General features: G+C 47.3%; 11 protein-coding genes. 8 read left to right on the top strand and 3 right to left on the bottom strand.

The features are described 5' to 3' along the window. Window positions 1-2: 2 nt before the first annotated feature. Entirely contained in the window at window positions 3-1,748 is a 1,746-nt protein-coding gene (locus OO774_RS00980; RefSeq protein WP_264903954.1) for a potassium/proton antiporter, read from the bottom strand. Window positions 1,749-2,136: 388 nt separating this feature from the next. Between OO774_RS00980 and OO774_RS00975 the strand changes: the two genes are divergently transcribed. The 5 genes from OO774_RS00975 to OO774_RS00955 all read left to right on the top strand — a co-directional run bounded on the left by OO774_RS00975 (window position 2,137) and on the right by OO774_RS00955 (window position 7,031). Beyond that, window positions 2,137-2,400 (top strand): DUF4212 domain-containing protein, encoded by a 264-nt coding sequence (locus tag OO774_RS00975; RefSeq protein ID WP_014233250.1) that lies wholly within the window; start codon window positions 2,137-2,139, stop codon window positions 2,398-2,400. A 12-nt stretch (window positions 2,401-2,412) separates the two neighbouring features. Further along, entirely contained in the window at window positions 2,413-4,140 is a 1,728-nt protein-coding gene (locus OO774_RS00970; protein WP_264903951.1) for a sodium:solute symporter family protein, read from the top strand. Window positions 4,141-4,245: 105 nt separating this feature from the next. Continuing rightward, a complete protein-coding gene (locus OO774_RS00965) occupies window positions 4,246-4,728 on the top strand; it encodes a hypothetical protein (protein ID WP_264903949.1) in 483 nt (160 codons plus the stop codon). A gap of 521 nt (window positions 4,729-5,249) precedes the next feature. After that, window positions 5,250-5,630: a hypothetical protein gene (locus tag OO774_RS00960; protein ID WP_264903946.1), complete on the top strand. Its 381-nt coding sequence runs from the start codon at window positions 5,250-5,252 to the stop codon at window positions 5,628-5,630. Window positions 5,631-5,645: 15 nt separating this feature from the next. Then, on the top strand, window positions 5,646-7,031 hold the full coding sequence (locus OO774_RS00955; RefSeq protein WP_264903943.1) for a class II fumarate hydratase: 1,386 nt from the start codon (window positions 5,646-5,648) through the stop codon (window positions 7,029-7,031). Between the two features lie 66 nt (window positions 7,032-7,097). Here OO774_RS00955 and OO774_RS00950 read toward each other — a convergent pair whose 3' ends face one another. Both OO774_RS00950 and OO774_RS00945 read right to left on the bottom strand, forming a co-directional pair. Then, window positions 7,098-10,532: a PAS domain-containing hybrid sensor histidine kinase/response regulator gene (locus OO774_RS00950; RefSeq protein ID WP_264903941.1), complete on the bottom strand. Its 3,435-nt coding sequence runs from the start codon at window positions 10,530-10,532 to the stop codon at window positions 7,098-7,100. Between the two features lie 120 nt (window positions 10,533-10,652). After that, the gene (locus OO774_RS00945; RefSeq protein WP_264903939.1) at window positions 10,653-11,843 is read right to left on the bottom strand and encodes a 3-phenylpropionate MFS transporter; all 1,191 of its coding nucleotides are present in this window, start codon (window positions 11,841-11,843) and stop codon (window positions 10,653-10,655) included. A 231-nt stretch (window positions 11,844-12,074) separates the two neighbouring features. Between OO774_RS00945 and OO774_RS00940 the strand changes: the two genes are divergently transcribed. The 3 genes from OO774_RS00940 to acs all read left to right on the top strand — a co-directional run bounded on the left by OO774_RS00940 (window position 12,075) and on the right by acs (window position 16,804). Further along, entirely contained in the window at window positions 12,075-13,901 is a 1,827-nt protein-coding gene (locus OO774_RS00940) for a DUF294 nucleotidyltransferase-like domain-containing protein (RefSeq protein WP_264903936.1), read from the top strand. A gap of 30 nt (window positions 13,902-13,931) precedes the next feature. Further along, window positions 13,932-14,561, top strand: a complete 630-nt coding sequence (locus OO774_RS00935; protein ID WP_264903933.1) for a 3'-5' exonuclease — start codon at window positions 13,932-13,934, stop codon at window positions 14,559-14,561. 293 nt (window positions 14,562-14,854) lie between these two features. Continuing rightward, window positions 14,855-16,804: an acetate--CoA ligase gene (gene acs / locus OO774_RS00930; RefSeq protein ID WP_264903931.1), complete on the top strand. Its 1,950-nt coding sequence runs from the start codon at window positions 14,855-14,857 to the stop codon at window positions 16,802-16,804. The last annotated feature ends 272 nt before the right edge of the window (window positions 16,805-17,076 follow it).

Genomic DNA, 17,076 nt, shown 5'->3' with positions numbered 1-17,076 from the left:
CTCTACTCGTCTTCCGTCAGTTCATCTTGTTCAGTAGGCAAGCGTAAGCCTACTTTGGTCACTTGCTGATCGACCACATCAGCAATAATCCAATGTAGCCCTTGCCATTCAAATTGGTCACCCAGAACCGGAGCTGTTCCCAAGTGTTCCTCCACCAGCCTTCTCAAGGTGAAGTCCAGTGACTCCTCGCCAAGGTCTAAGCCATACATCATGGCAACATCGGATAGTCTGACTTCAATATCCAAAAAGAAATCACCAAAGAAACGAGTCATTGACGCTTTTTCTGGCGCTTCACTGAACAGCAGGCTCAACGCATCTAAATCTTTCTCTTGAGCAAAGACACACAAAGTATCATCTTCTTCCAGCTTGGTACTTCCTGATGGGTGCATCAATTCCTGGTGGCGAAAGACCGCCGCAATACGCGTGCCTTCCGGCATAGACAAACTACGCAATGGTTCCCCAATGCACCATTTGTCTGCTTTCAATCGATAGATAAATAGCTCCCACTCACTGGTAGGATAAACCTCAACACCAATTCGCGATATTGGCTCCGGTTTTGGGGGCAGTTCTACTTTGGCTAGCGACATTGCTTTGGTCAACGTGCCTCCCTGAACAATCAGCGAGACCATAACGACGAAGAACGCGAGGTTAAAATAAAGTTGTGCATCAGGAAGGCCAGCCATCATCGGGAACACCGCCAAAATGATCGGCACGGCACCACGCAACCCCACCCAGGAAACAAACCACTTTTCACGTGGCATAAAACTTTTGAATGGCAGTAAGCCTACCCACACAGAAATTGGACGCGCAAACAGAATCATACCAAAGGCAAGTGCCAGCCCCGGTAGCGCTATCGACAACAGATTCGAAGGCGTGACCAGCAAGCCCAGCACTAAGAACATGCCAATTTGCGCTAACCAGGTCATGCCATCTAAGACATGCAGAATCGAGTGGCGGCTGCGCGTTGGACGATTACCAAGTAGCAAACCCACCAGGTAAATGGATAGGATGCCGCTGCCACCGAGTGTATTCGATAAAGCAAAAATCAGCAGGCCACCACTGACGGTCAAAATTGAGTACAAACCATCTGGCAGTTGATTGCGGTTAATGATCTTCCATAGTACCCAGCCACCAGCAATACCAAGCAATGCACCAATACCAAACTGTTTCACAAAGCTCAGAGCTAAGAAGCCGACGCTTAACTCCGCACCTGAGCTCGACAAAATCGCAATTAAGGTCACGGTGAGAAAGACTGCCATCGGATCGTTAGTACCGGATTCAATTTCCAGAGTCGAGCCCACACGTTCATTGAGACTGCGTCCTTTAAGCAGAGAAAATACCGCAGCCGCATCCGTAGACCCCACAATGGCTCCAACAAGGATGCCTTGCAGTAAATCCAGATCAAACAACCAGGTCGCCATCAGTCCGGTTAAGAGCGTCGTCATTGCGACACCCAACGTGGCCAATGACACCGATGGCCATAATGCCACCCGGAAACTTGCGACTCTTGTTCTCATGCCACCATCAAGCAATATGATGGCTAAGGCTAAGTTACTGACTAAGTAAGCAATCGAGAAATTATCAAACAGAATACCGCCTAAGCCGTCTTCCCCCGCCAGCATACCAACGGCAAGAAAGACAAGGAGAATGGGAATACCCAACTTAGAAGAGACAGGGCTAAGAAGAACGCTCAGTGCAATCAGCAATGCACCGACAAGAAAAAAGCTGTTAATGGTGTTTGCGTCCATTCCCCCTCCCAAATATAAAAGTTATAACCAACGTAGGTATCATCGTTAGTCTACCGCTTTATTGTGTCTCAGCGCTCTAGTTAAAACGAAAACTTTATGTAAACAAATAACTTGTGGTCACCAGCATAGGTTTCACCAAATCAATGAAGAAAAGATAACGCCAGCAAAAATAAATTGTGAATAGTGTCATTTCGCATTAGACCTTAGGCTAATTTAACACTGCGTTAACATGGTAAAATTCTCTTACAATCTCTTTAAGCGCCCATTATACGGGCGTTTTTTGTTTTTCATGCCCCGACTAAAGTTGAAAAGAGTTCTTGCCAACACCTTGCTAATGTACATGGTGAAACATTTTTTTAACAACAATACCGATCGTAAGGAGACGGCAATGGCATTTGAAAGTGAAGAAAGAGCCAAAGCCTATTGGGACAAAAACGTGAAGCTCATGATTGGCCTAATGGTCATCTGGTTCGTTGTGTCTTTCGGCTGCGGCATTTTATTTGTCGATGTACTAAATCAATTTCAACTAGGTGGATACAAGCTTGGTTTCTGGTTCGCTCAACAAGGCTCCATCTACGCCTTCCTGGGTATTATTTTCTACTACGCGTGGAAGATGCGCAAAATCGACCGTGAATTCGGCGTAGATGAGTAAGGAGTCACTCAGATGGATTTGAAAACTATTACTTACCTGGTTGTTGGTGCAACCTTCATCCTGTACATCGGGATTGCGATTTGGGCGCGCGCAGGCTCGACCAAAGAGTTCTATGTTGCGGGTGGCGGTGTAAACCCAATCGCGAACGGTATGGCGACAGCAGCAGACTGGATGTCAGCGGCTTCGTTTATTTCGATGGCAGGTCTGATTGCCTTCATGGGATACGGTGGTTCTGTATTCCTCATGGGTTGGACTGGCGGTTACGTGCTGCTTGCTCTGCTTCTTGCTCCTTACCTACGTAAGTTCGGTAAATTTACTGTGCCAGAGTTTGTCGGTGAGCGTTTCTACTCCAAGACGGCTCGTATCGTAGCGGTTATCTGTCTGATCATCGCATCGGTAACTTACGTTATCGGTCAGATGAAAGGCGTTGGCGTTGCATTCGGTCGTTTCCTGGAAGTTGATTACTCAACGGGTCTACTGATCGGTATGTGTATCGTATTCATGTACGCTGTACTTGGCGGCATGAAAGGTATTACTTACACGCAGATTGCTCAATATTGCGTACTCATTCTTGCTTACACTATCCCAGCAATCTTTATCTCTCTGCAATTGACTGGTAACCCAATTCCTCAGATCGGTCTTGGTAGTACGATGGCGGGAACCGACGTCTATCTACTCGATCGGCTCGATCAGGTGGTGACCGAACTCGGCTTTAGTGAATATACCACCCAGGTTCGTGGTGATACGCTAAACATGTTCGTTTACACCATGTCACTGATGATCGGTACAGCGGGTCTGCCACACGTAATCATCCGTTTCTTTACGGTACCTAAGGTTCGTGACGCACGTACATCTGCAGGTTGGGCACTCATTTTCATTGCTATTCTTTACACTACTGCTCCAGCAGTATCAGCAATGGCACGTCTAAACCTTATGAATACGGTTAACCCGGCGCCTGGTCAGCATCTTGTTTATGACGAGCGTCCAGCTTGGTTCAAAAACTGGGAAACAACAGGCCTACTAGGTTTTGACGATAAAAATGGTGACGGCAATATCCAATACACCTCAGATGCGGCGACTAACGAGCTACGTGTAGATAACGACATCATGGTACTGGCAAACCCAGAGATTGCTAAACTACCAAACTGGGTAATCGCATTGGTTGCGGCAGGTGGCCTGGCGGCTGCGCTATCAACCGCTGCGGGTCTGTTGTTGGCCATATCGTCGGCAATTTCCCATGACTTAATCAAGGGGGTTATCAACCCTAACATCTCCGAGAAGAAAGAGCTGCTTGCCAGCCGGATTTCCATGGCGGTGGCAATCGCTGCAGCTGGTTATCTAGGTTTAAATCCGCCTGGGTTTGCAGCAGGTACCGTTGCACTGGCCTTTGGTCTGGCGGCATCCTCTATCTTCCCAGCCTTGATGATGGGTATCTTCAGTAAAAGCATCAATAAAGAAGGCGCAATCGCAGGTATGATCGCAGGTATCAGTATCACCCTGTTCTACGTATTCCAGCACAAAGGCATCCTATTTGTCGCTGATTGGAAATACCTGGAAAGCTGGGGTAGCAACTGGTTCCTAGGCATTGAGCCTAATGCGTTTGGTGCAATTGGTGCAGTCTTCAACTTTATTGTCGCGTTCGCAGTATCGAAAGTCACTGATGAAACGCCTCAAGAAGTGAAAGATCTGGTTGAACACGTACGTGTCCCAGTTGGTGCAGGCGAAGCTGTCGATCACTAATTATAATTACAACCTCAAAGCCCCGTCTGGGAACACCTGTTCGGGGCTTTTTTATTCTAATTTTTCAGTTACTATTTAGAAATCTGTCGTTGCAAGGAAGCCAAGATGTTCAAAAACAAGCACTTAATTATCGCTCTGTTAATCGCTCCGATCCTATCGTTAATTGCCTACTTCGGTACCGATATGGCATTAAGCGAAAAGCCTCATGCCGCGAAAGAAGGTGAAAGTTATAAATTGGCCAGCAAGTCAAATTGTCGCTACACCAGTGGTCTGTGTGATATGGAAAATGGCGATTTTAAAGTGAAGTTTCGTTCAGAAAAACTTACTAAAGACCGTTTAGAATTGTCTCTGAATGCCGCTTATCCCCTGGAAGGCGTAAAAATTTCTGTGGTTGCCAACCAGGAAAAAAATGCGAAACCTGTGGATATGGAACCTGCGGATCAAGCAGGTAAAAACTGGTACATCACCCTGCCTAGACCAAAATCAGCAGAAAGTTGGTTAAGAGTGGTCATTCAGTCGGAAGGAACACTCTATTACGGCGAGACGCAAACCGCTTTCGTAAAATACGAAACTCTGTTTACTGAATAGCGTTTGATTACTGAACAGACTTTTCTGAGTAGACAAACTGGCGACAATTTACACCCGATGCCAATCTGAATAAGTAAGAGATCCTTTTTGCGCAGGAAAATCGCTTACAGCAAGAGACTGCAGTAATTGGTTATCCTAATTGCAAAATGGTGATACAGCCATTGGCAGTTTTGGCTTGCAAGGATACTTAAGTAGGTTAATGGAATGGACCCTCTCTACCTAATCGGCTTCAAATGAGCCATATTGATTGATGAAAAGGCAATCAAGAAAAGTAAGAGAGGGTCCATATATGGTATTAATACATCCCAATAACGCTAATATTCAGCGCGTTGCCACCGTGTGGTTGTCACAAAAAATTTGTGCCATTGACGCTCCTCTCCTCCTTCCTAACGGATACGAATCCCGACTCTATCTCGCTAAATTCTCGTCACTTGCCCTTTATTCAAACCTGGCAAAATATTTGGTTGCTAACTGATCATTTATTGATAATAATTATCGTTATCTTTTGAGTGAGGAATACCATGGACAGTAGCAACGTAATCTTTAACGCATTCTTTAAAGCGCAAGATCGCTTCCTTCATGCTCACGCACCAAGTGGCTTTGAGCCCGATGTGATTTATGACTATATTCACTGGGGAATGGTACTTGCGTCGGAATATGAACACGAAGCAGAAGATGAAAATTTACTGCTGTGTGAATTGTTTTTACGCCAAGTGTATTTCCACCTGCTCGATGCAATTCAAGATCAGAGACGCAGCCGAACTTTTCGTCGCGTGTGCCTTGATTCAATCCACACTCCGCTATTTTGCCTTAAACGTTTCTATTATCAGTTTAAGCGTGGCAACGTGAAATATCTCTCCTTGCAACAACAATTACGTCTGATACAGATGCAATTAGATTAAACAAAAGGACCTACCATGACCTCGGAATTCCGTATCGAAACTGACAGTATGGGCGAAGTACAAGTCCCATCAGAAGCCCTATACCAAGCTCAAACCCAACGTGCCGTGGATAATTTTTCTATCAGTAAACACACCATGCCACAAGGCTTTATCCACGCCTTAGCCTATATCAAGCAAACCGCAGCTCTCACCAATGCACAGCTAGGTTTGCTTGAAGGGGATATTGCGAATTCGATAGCGGATGCCGCACAGACCATCATCGACGGAAAGTACCTTGAACAGTTTCCAATCGATGTCTTTCAAACCGGCTCTGGAACCAGCTCAAATATGAATGCCAATGAGGTGATCGCTACCCTTGCCTCAGACAATTTAGGCGGGAACGTCAGTCCAAATGATCACGTCAATATGGGCCAAAGTAGTAACGATGTGGTACCAACCGCGATTCAAGTGAGTACCGCACTCTCTATCGAAAAACAGTTGCTCCCAGCGCTCAACCATCTTATCCAGACACTTAGCACTAAACAGCAGAATTTGAAAGACGTGGTCAAAACAGGCCGAACTCACCTGATGGACGCGATGCCAATTACCTTCGCACAAGAACTTGGTGGCTGGCAGTTTCAGATTGAGCACGCCAAAAAAGCGATAGAGCATACTCTGCCCGCTATAAAAGCCTTGGCACAAGGTGGCACTGCTGTAGGGACTGGGATCAATGCTGATCCACGTTTTGCCGCTTTATTTGCGGATAACCTGTCTCAGTCCACAAAAGTGGTCTTTTCATCCAGCCCTAATTTCTTTTTTAATCTCAGCAGTCAGGATGCGATCGTGGCAGTCTCCGGACAGCTTAAAACAGCAGCAGTTGCGATCCTGAAGATCGCAAACGATCTTCGCTGGATGAATTCCGGTCCACTCGCAGGGTTGGGAGAAATCGAATTACAGGGCCTACAGCCGGGCTCATCCATCATGCCTGGGAAAGTAAATCCTGTGATTCCAGAAGCCGCAGCCATGGCCAGTGCTCAGGTGATTGGCAATGACACCACGATTACTATTGCGGGCCAGTCAGGTAATTTCCAACTCAACGTAATGCTGCCAGTGATTGCTCATAATGTACTGGAAAGTATCGAACTATTGTCGAATAGTGCTACAGCATTGGCAGACAAAGCGATTGCAACGTTTGAAGTCAGGCAAGACAACCTCGATGTTGCATTAGCCAAGAACCCCATTCTGGTGACCGCACTTAATCCGGTGATCGGCTACTTAAAAGCAGCAGAAATAGCAAAAAAAGCCTATAAACAAGGACGTGCTATCATTGATGTCGCTGAAGAGGAAACCGACTTAGATCGTGCGACACTGGAGAAACTGCTGAATCCAACCAAATTGACGCAAGGCGGGGTGGCTGAGTAATTCATCCAGCCTCAAAGATAAAGATCTCCAACTGGAGGTCTTTATCTAACTATAAGATAACTAAAACTAGGCCACTCTGTTTAGTACCGAACGTAACTTCAACGGTTTAACGGGTTTGGCGATAAAGCTAAATCCATTCGCTTTGATGCCATCGAGCATATCGTCAGTCCTATCCGCACTGATGATGACACCTTCAAAGCGATTACCCAGACGAAGGCGGCACTGTTGCAGCACTTCCAATCCAGTGCGTCCGTTATCCAATCGATAATCTGAGAAAATCACATCAGGTATCCAGCCATCATCCAACGCTTGTAGACTTTCGACCAAGTCGGTGGCCAGCCGAGTATCGCAGCCCCAACGTGACAATAAGTTTTCCATGCCAACCAAAATATCAGGCTCATTATCGACACAAAGAATTTTCAGGTGACAAAGTTCAGACTGAGCACTGCTTGGCATCTTCACTGTGTTAAGAACCTGCACACTCTCGGCTCTGTCGAGCGTGATAGAGAAAACACTACCTTTGCCATGCCATGAACGCATCGAGATTTCATGTCCCAGCACCTGCGCTATTCCCTTTGATATCGCCAGCCCCAACCCTAGGCCCTGATCGGAGCGAACTTGAGAGCCTCGGTTAAATTCTTCAAAAATCTCCTGTTGTTTCTCTTCTTCAATGCCCATACCGTTATCCCAGACATCAATACGCACTCGACCTTTGACACGACGCACACCCAAAGCGACTTTGCCGTTTGGACTGTAGCGGAACGCGTTAGTAAGAAAGTTTTGCACTACTCGACGCAGAAGTTTAGGGTCAGAGTTCACCGTCAGTGAGGAAGGGATCATGGTAAATTCAATGCCCTGTTGTTTGGCTAATGCACTGAATTCAGCATTCAGATTGGCCAGCACATCATTCACAGCAAAACCGCACACATGCACTTCAAGCTTGCCCGATTCTAGGCGGGAAATATCCAACAAGTCGCCAATCAAATCCTCTGCTGCGCCGAGCGCGCTTTCGATATGAGAGGAGAGCTTTTTCACCTCATCGTCTTTGGCCACTTCAGAAAGTGAAGATGCAAAAAGTCTGGCAGCATTCAGCGGCTGCATCAGGTCGTGGCTCACCGCCGCCAAGAAACGTGATTTCGACTTAGACTCTAAATCTGAACGTTGTGTTGCCGCTACCAGTTGTTTGTTGAGCAGCTCTAGTTCGCGGGTACGAAGTCGCACACGTTCCTCAAGCGTCTCATTGGCTTCTTTTAGTGCTTGTTCGGCATCGCGGAACACGGTGATGTCAGTAAAGCTCATAACAAAACCGCCGCCCGGCATCGGATTCCCCTGCACTTCAATCACGCGTCCGTCAGGGCGAACACGCGAAGAGGTATGCCGCGTCCCTTGCTCAAGATGGTAAACCCGGCGACGAACATGGTCATCTGGATCACCTGGACCACATAGCCCTTGCTCCGCATTGTGGCGAATCACATCCGCGATCGGACGACCGACCTGAATTAACCCGGGAGGAAATTCAAACAACTCAAGATAACGCTGGTTCCATGCCACCAGCCGTAATTGCTTATCAACCACCGCGATACCTTGCCCGATGTGCTCAATTGCACCTTGCAGTAATCCCCGGCTGAAATCGTACAGTTCAGAAGCTTCATCAACAATGGTCGCGACTTCTTCCAACTGCATATTTCTTCCCTGCAAGGCAGAAGTAAGTACTAACTTAGCAGAAGAAGCGCCGAAGACCCCCGCGAGCACACGTTCTGTGTGTCGTATCAAGGAAGACGGAGCTTGCTGGTTCGGCATCAGCTCTTCACGTTGCTGGCTCCAATAGGCCTGAAACGCAACTTTAACGCGTGATCGCCCAACAAAACGAGAAGCGAGCATTTCCAGTTCAGCCACGGTCACGCGGCTCTGGTAAAGGCTCATATTTTCGCTTTCTGGTAACGGTGTACCAACAAACGAAGCCGATTGTAAGCGCTCACTTAGGCTTGGACGAGTAATCAGAGAAACGACGACAAAACAGGCGGTATTGGCCGCGACGCTGAGGATCATACCCCAGTCAGAAACCGCAATATTAAATTGACTTAGCATCTCGGGTGGCGTGATAAGCCAAATCAGGAAGTTACTGCTGGAGTTACCCGCCAGCATGTCAGTTTGGCTCATCAGAGTGATCAGCCAAATGGTAAAGCCAACCGCAAGGCCGACGTAAACGCCCTTCTTGTTTCCCTGACGCCAATACATCCCGCCGATCAGTGCCGGCGCAAATTGGGTGATGGCTGCAAACGAGAGAAAACCTATTGCAGAGAGTGAGTGGATACTATCAAGTGCCTGATAAAAGCCCCATGCACCAATCAAAAGAAGCAGGATAAGTGCACGACGGATACGCAGCAATAACTGAGAAAAGTGCTGATGATTACGTTGTGAAAGACGCATACGGCGCAGAAGCAGTGGCATCGCTAAATCATTCGACACCATGATGGCTAACGCGATAGTCGAGACGATCACCATTCCACTCGCCGCTGATGTACCACCAAGGAACGCCAGTAAAGCGATCTCACTGGCACCTACCGCCATCGGCACACTGATAACAAAGGTGTCTGGCGATGCACCACTCAACAACCCTTGCCCTACCCACGCAATCGGCAGTACAAAAATACCCATTAAAATCAGGTACAGTGGGAACAACCAACGGGCGACATGCAGATCCTGAGCGCGCTCGTTTTCTACCACCATGGTATGAAATTGACGCGGTAAACAAACGATCGCCAGCATGGTGAGTATGGTATGAATCAGCATGGTCGGAATATTTGGTGGCTGATAGGTTTGTGTCGCTACATCTATCAAACTGAGATTTTCTGCACTCATTGCCAACCAGACAATAAACACACCCACCACTAAAAAAGCTATCAGCTTGATGATCGACTCAAAGGCGATCGCCATCATCATGCCCCGGTGATGCTCGGTGTTATCGATATGGCGTGTGCCGAATAAAATGGTAAAGATAGCCAGTGCCATCACCACAAACCAAGAGACACTGTCGTTCTCATAACCGAAGTCTGACGCAAGCTCAGGCGCAATGATTTCCAGCCCCATGGTGATGCCACGTAACTGCAATGCGATATAAGGAAGAATCCCCGCGACGGCAATCAGCGTCACGGCAACCGCTAGTCCCTGCGATTTTCCATAACGTGCGCCAATGAAATCAGCAATAGAGGTTATGTGTTCGCGCTTGGCGATCAATATCAGTCTGGCAAGCACTCGCCAACCAAGCGTAAAGACCAGAATCGGCGCAATGTAGATCGGCAAAAAAGACCAGGGATTACTGCTCGCTTGGCCCACCGTGCCGTAGAACGTCCAGGAGGTACAATACACAGCAATAGACAAACTGTAGATCCAAGGCCGCCATCTGGCTAGCCACCTTCTCTGGTTGTCTCCATACCACGCGATTATAAATAGGGCTCCCAAGTACGCCAAAGAAACGGGAACCACCAGCCATCCTTGCATCCGATATCCTTTATGACCTTGCTTACAAAAAACAAAAACCTCTCCGTAAGGGAGAGGCTTCATTTAACACTGCTTTCACAACAGAGACAAAGATTAGTTTTTAACCTTTGTCACAGAAGTCTAATTCTGTGTTTCAAGTGTTTTATCAGACAGGTCAACAACATGCCTTGCAGGCTCTTGCGGATCCAGTTTTATAAACAGTGCAATCAATCCCATAACTGCCATCCCCCAGAACACAAGTGAGCCCCAATGCTCGTAAGCCCAGCCGCTAAGCACGGTCATGAGTGCGATAAACGCTCCCAGAGCAATCGCGTTGTACAACGCCTGCAAGGCGACCATCTTGTTCTCTTCAGAGTTCTGAATGTATTGGATGGCGGCAATATGAGCCGTCGCAAAGGTCACACCATGCAGCATCTGTACAACGACCAAAGCGACAATCGACGTTGTCCCGGCCGTGATCCCCCAACGCATCATCACACCAAGAGCGGCAATAACAAATAAAGTACGTAAAGACCAGCCCGCAAATAGGCGCTTACTTAATGCAAACACGGCAACCTCTGCTGCTACCCCTAGACTCCAAAGATAACCAATCACATCTTCAGAGTGCCCAGCGGATTTCCAGTGGATCGCACTAAAGCCATAGTACGCCGCGTGGCTACCTTGAATCAGCGATACAAGTACTAAAAACTTAAGGACGGATTTCTCGGTTAACAGTGCCGACAATTTTGGACGCTCAGCGTGCTGGTCACCGAGCGTTACCGGCATTGGGTTAGTCACACGCATCGCAAACAACCAAGCGACAACTAAACCCGCCATGGCGGTGTACAGAATCATATCCGCACCAAAACCTGCCACTAAGTAACCAACCACGGTAGAACCAGCGATAAACGCTATCGAGCCCCATAAACGCGTGCGCCCATAATCCAGCATGTTCAAACGAGCGTAGTAATTCGCCATCGCATCCGAGAGTGGGATGATTGGTCCGCAACATACGTTAAACAATACAGTTGCTAACGCCATCAGCCAAAAGTTTCCGCCGGTAAAAAAGTGAAATCCAACAAAAATAAGACCAGCGAAACTCACCCATCGTAAAGCTGGCATTAAGTGCTCTACTTTATGAATGCGCGGGGTTATCACTAAGTTCGCCACACAACGTGTTGCCAGGCCTAAACCAACTAGCAAACCAATATCGGTTGGAGAGACGCCCTGCTCTTTAAACCACAACGACCAAAATGGCAGATAGACGCCATACGCAAAAAAGAACCCGAGAAAGTACTGGGAGATCCAGCCATACGGAGAAGGTTTTAGCATTATTATTTTCCTAAAATGGGAACACCAACGTTATGAGCGAGGATTATGGATCGCGAAACGGAGTAGAAAAAGGGAAGAATCGGCAACTTACCGTTTCCTCGATGGAATACAAAGTATTAAAAATTAAAAACTTGGGTTTCAATGTTCTGAATTTAGACCAAAGTCGTCTGGCTAATAGAAAGAAATTTGTCAGACTTAGAATGTGTGTTCCTTTCCATTTTAGGGTTCCTTATGCCTGATAAATTCAATATGCATTCTCCACCGTTCGACCGCCTGACCAGCAAGCAACAAGCGCGACTGCGTTCGTCTCTCGACGTGGCATACTATCGAACTCGAGATGTGATTTTATCTTGTGGGCAATCCAACCCTCATTTGCATATTTTGATCAAAGGCGCAGTGGAAGAGCGCTCCAAAGACCAGAACGAAGTTTTCGCTCACTATGCCAACGACGATATGTTTGATGTCCGTTCTTTGTTTGAAGGGAGCGTTCGTCATCAGTATGTGGCACTTGAGGATACGCTGTCCTATTTGCTGCCAAAAGAAGTGTTTCTTGAACTCTATAACGAGAATGGGCAGTTCGCCGCATACTTCGATAACAACCTGTCTAAACGACAGGCATTAATCGAAGCGGCGCAGCAACAGCAGAATCTAGCTGAATTTATTCTGACCAAAGTCGATAAGGGCATTTATCATCCTCCTATGATCCTTGCACCAGAAACGCCTATCAACGAGGTAACAAAAACCTTAAAAGAAAATGGCATCGATGCCGCCTTAGTTGAGCTAAACCCTGACGACCCTCGTCTGGAAAAGTGGCCGTCTGAACACCCATATGCCATTGTCACGCGCACCAATATGCTTCACTCGGTGATGTTAGATGATCACGCTGTCGATACACCAGTGGGCGAGATCGCTACCTTTCCGGTTTACCACGTAGATGAAGGCGACTTCTTGTTTAATGCCATGATTACGATGACGCGTAACCGGATGAAACGCTTGATGGTATGCGATGGTAATCAAGCCATTGGCATGTTGGATATGACTCAGATCCTCAGTGCTTTCTCCACTCATTCGCACGTGCTCACACTCAGCATCGCCAGAGCCAGCAGTGTCGAAGAGCTTGCCCTTGCCTCCAATCGACAACGTCAGTTGGTAGAGAGCCTAGTGAGGAACGGCATTCGCACCCGCTTTATCATGGAGCTGATATCGGCTGTAAATGAACAAATTATCGAAAAAGCGTTTGAATTGGTTGTGCCACCAGCACTACACGACCACTGCTGCCTAATTGTTTTAGGCTCGGAAGGCCGAGGAGAACAAGTCCTTAAGACCGACCAAGATAACGCGCTGATCATTAAAGACGGTTTAGAGTGGTCACACAGTGAGCAGGTGATGCAGTCATTCACCCACACCCTGCAGCAATTGGGTTATCCGCTATGTCCCGGAAAAGTCATGGTCAACAATCCAAAATGGGTCAAATCTCAATCGGAGTGGATCAGAACCCTAGACAATTGGATTGCAAAGGCGCAGCCGGAACAAATCATGGACTTAGCCATCTTTAGTGATGCACAAGCCGTTGCGGGCAACCGAGATCTACTCACGGCCGTCACCACTCACCTCAGAGACGCCATGAAAGATCGCATGCTGATCTTATCTGACTTCACCCGACCAGCGCTGCAATTTTCAGTGCCACTCACGCTGTTTGGTAACGTAAAAAGTGCCAAAGATGGCTTAGACATCAAACGCGGCGGTATTTTCCCGATTGTACACGGCATTAGAACGCTGTCCCTAGAACATGCCATTGAAGAGAAAAATACCTTTGCCCGTATAGAAGCTTTAAGAAACAAACGAATTTTAGAGCCAGAAACGGCGGACAACTTAAACGAAGCACTCAAGTTGTTCTTTAAGCTGCGTCTCAATCAGCAACTGAATCAACAAGAGGCGCTGAACAATATCGACATTAAACGACTCGACCGAACAGAGCGAGACTTACTGCGCCATAGCCTGCACGTAGTGAAAAAATTTCAGCAGTTTTTAGGCTTCCACTATCAGATCCGTGATTAAGCCCGGTAAGTTGTACAAGAGGTATCTGGGATGAATTGGCTACAACGAAAATATTGGCACTATAAGCTGAAAGGCTCGCCTTATCAGTCGCTATTTTGTGTACCAAATAAAACCGAGCTGGTTTCTCTCGACTGCGAAACCACCAGCTTAGATCCCAATAGAGCCGAGCTGGTGACCATCGCAGCCACTAAGATCATTGATAACCGCATCATCACCAGCCAGCCATTTGAAGTGCACCTACGTGCACCACAATCGCTCGATTCCGGCTCGGTGAAAATCCATAAAATTCGCCATCAGGATTTAGTCGACGGCATCAGCGAAAAGGATGCCCTACTGAAGCTCATCGACTTTATCGGCAATCGACCGTTAGTCGGCTACCACATTCGCTACGACAAAAAAATCTTGGATCTCGCCTGTCAAAGACAACTGGGCTTCCCTCTGCCCAACCCTCTTATTGAAGTAAGCCAGATTTACCACGACAAGCTGGAGCGACATCTACCTAATGCCTATTTCGACTTAAGTCTGGATGCCATTTGCAAGCACCTTGAGCTACCAATTCAAGACAAGCACGACGCTTTGCAAGATGCGATATCCGCAGCATTGGTTTTTGTGCGTTTGACCAAAGGCGATTTACCGAGTCTCAGCGTGCCATACACTTAATTCCTGTTGACCTGGCTCCCAAAATTACTTTTATTTCAATCCTTTTTCGGTAGATCCCTCTCTATCATCCTAAAGTCTAATTGTGGAAATACGCGCTGTGACTGACAGTTATAAGCACAAGGTCAGTCTTGCGACGACCAACTGTTTAAAACAAATATCCGTTCTATTCATTATGTTTAAGAAAATCAGAATGTTTATAGAACGGGTAAATACAACAGCCCGACAAAGTAAAGATTCAAAGTCTTATGTAGATTGTTGTAAGGCCGAGAAATAAAGGCACAAGGAGAGAAGCCATGAGCGAAGCCCACGTTTATCCGGTAAAAGAAAACATTAAAACTCATACACACGCGGATAATGAAACCTACCTAGCCATGTATCAGCAGTCGGTAACCGACCCAGAGGGCTTCTGGAACGAGCACGGCAAAATCGTTGATTGGATTAAACCTTTCACCCAAGTAAAAAGCACCTCTTTCGACACGGGTCACGTCGACATCCGCTGGTTTGAAGACGGCACACTTAACGTCTCAGCAAACTGTATTGACCGCCATCTGGCAGAACACGGCGACGACGTGGCAATCATCTGGGAAGGCGATGATCCTGCAGACGATAAAACGCTGACGTTCAATGAACTACACAAAGAAGTATGTAAATTCTCAAACGCATTGAAAGATCAAGGCGTACGTAAAGGCGACGTAGTTTGTCTCTACATGCCAATGGTACCTGAAGCCGCCGTGGCAATGCTGGCTTGTACCCGCATCGGCGCAGTCCACACTGTGGTATTCGGCGGTTTCTCACCAGAAGCCCTTTCTGGCCGTATCATTGACTCAGACGCTAAAGTTGTCATCACCGCTGACGAAGGCGTTCGTGGCGGACGTGCTGTTCCACTGAAAAAGAACGTGGACGAAGCACTGACCAACCCAGAAGTGAAAACCATCAATAAAGTGTTAGTTCTTAAGCGCACTGGTGGCGATGTAGAATGGCATGATCACCGCGATGTCTGGTGGCATGAAGCAACTGCAAATGCTTCTGACGTTTGCCCTCCAGAAGAGATGAAAGCGGAAGACCCACTGTTCATCCTTTACACCTCAGGCTCTACGGGTAAACCAAAAGGCGTACTACACACCACAGGTGGTTACCTGGTTTACGCCGCAATGACATTTAAATACGTCTTCGACTACCAACCAGGTGAAACCTTCTGGTGTACCGCTGACGTGGGTTGGATTACGGGTCACACATACCTTATCTACGGCCCACTAGCAAACGGCGCTAAAACCATCTTGTTTGAAGGTGTGCCAAACTACCCAAGCACAAGCCGTATGAGCGAAGTGGTTGATAAGCATCAAGTGAACATCCTTTACACCGCGCCTACTGCTATCCGCGCGTTAATGGCAAAAGGTGATGAAGCGGTTGCAGGCACGTCTCGTTCCAGCCTTCGCATCATGGGTTCGGTGGGTGAACCAATCAACCCAGAAGCATGGGAGTGGTACTACAAGACCATCGGTAATGAGAATTCTCCGATCGTCGATACCTGGTGGCAAACTGAAACAGGCGGCATCTTGATTGCTCCACTACCAGGCGCTACAGATCTAAAACCAGGTTCCGCGACCCGTCCATTCTTCGGCGTACAACCTGCGCTTGTCGATAACATGGGTAACATCATTGAAGGTGCAGCTGAAGGCAACCTTGTGATTCTTGATTCGTGGCCAGGTCAGATGCGTACAGTCTATGGTGACCATGAACGCTTCGAGCAGACTTACTTCTCAACCTTCAAGGGCATGTACTTCACCAGTGATGGCGCTCGTCGTGACGAAGATGGTTACTACTGGATCACAGGCCGAGTGGATGACGTATTGAACGTATCTGGACACCGTATGGGTACCGCAGAGATTGAATCCGCCCTAGTCGCGCACCACAAGATTGCAGAAGCAGCCATTGTCGGTATCCCGCACGACATCAAAGGTCAGGCTATCTATGCTTACATCACGCTAAACGACGGTGAATTCCCTTCAGCGGAGCTGCACAAAGAAGTCAAAGACTGGGTGCGCAAAGAGATCGGTCCAATTGCCACACCCGATGTGCTGCACTGGACGGATTCCCTACCTAAGACTCGCTCTGGTAAAATCATGCGTCGAATTCTGCGTAAGATTGCAACTGGCGATACCAGCAATCTGGGTGACACATCAACGCTTGCAGACCCTAGCGTCGTAGACAAGCTCATCGCTGAAAAAGCTGAGCTGGCGTAAGCTAACTAGCCAGTTTTAAATACATAACAGAAAACCGCCACTTTGATGGCGGTTTTTTGCTTTGGGACGCAATTTGGCCACAATCTTGATGTGGTCATTAGGTTATTTTTGTTAACTTGGTTGCAGAAACAAGGTGAGCCATTGGGAGATTAGACCAGTAAATTGCTGCTAATTGCTGTGAATTAGCTATAATCTTGGTCGATTTTTTAAATTTTGCTCGGTTTTAACAAAAAAATCGTGTTGAATTATCGTATATTTGGGAATATAAACGT

The organism is Vibrio sp. STUT-A11 (assembly GCF_026000435.1).
In the GTDB taxonomy this organism is placed as follows: Bacteria; Pseudomonadota; Gammaproteobacteria; order Enterobacterales; family Vibrionaceae; genus Vibrio.
The sequence above is the reverse complement of the archived record's forward strand: the minus strand, read 5'-3'. Positions and strand labels throughout refer to the sequence as shown.

What these genes read in the sequence shown, in the direction of transcription:
- acs (WP_264903931.1), top strand. Translation starts at nt 14,855, where the DNA reads ATGAGCGAAGCCCACGTTTATCCGGTAAAAGAAAACATTAAAACTCAT.
- OO774_RS00935 (WP_264903933.1), top strand. Translation starts at nt 13,932, where the DNA reads ATGAATTGGCTACAACGAAAATATTGGCACTATAAGCTGAAAGGCTCG.
- OO774_RS00950 (WP_264903941.1), bottom strand. Translation starts at nt 10,532, where the DNA reads ATGCAAGGATGGCTGGTGGTTCCCGTTTCTTTGGCGTACTTGGGAGCC.
- OO774_RS00940 (WP_264903936.1), top strand. Translation starts at nt 12,075, where the DNA reads ATGCCTGATAAATTCAATATGCATTCTCCACCGTTCGACCGCCTGACC.
- OO774_RS00960 (WP_264903946.1), top strand. Translation starts at nt 5,250, where the DNA reads ATGGACAGTAGCAACGTAATCTTTAACGCATTCTTTAAAGCGCAAGAT.
- OO774_RS00980 (WP_264903954.1), bottom strand. Translation starts at nt 1,748, where the DNA reads ATGGACGCAAACACCATTAACAGCTTTTTTCTTGTCGGTGCATTGCTG.
- OO774_RS00965 (WP_264903949.1), top strand. Translation starts at nt 4,246, where the DNA reads ATGTTCAAAAACAAGCACTTAATTATCGCTCTGTTAATCGCTCCGATC.
- OO774_RS00975 (WP_014233250.1), top strand. Translation starts at nt 2,137, where the DNA reads ATGGCATTTGAAAGTGAAGAAAGAGCCAAAGCCTATTGGGACAAAAAC.
- OO774_RS00970 (WP_264903951.1), top strand. Translation starts at nt 2,413, where the DNA reads ATGGATTTGAAAACTATTACTTACCTGGTTGTTGGTGCAACCTTCATC.
- OO774_RS00955 (WP_264903943.1), top strand. Translation starts at nt 5,646, where the DNA reads ATGACCTCGGAATTCCGTATCGAAACTGACAGTATGGGCGAAGTACAA.
- OO774_RS00945 (WP_264903939.1), bottom strand. Translation starts at nt 11,843, where the DNA reads ATGCTAAAACCTTCTCCGTATGGCTGGATCTCCCAGTACTTTCTCGGG.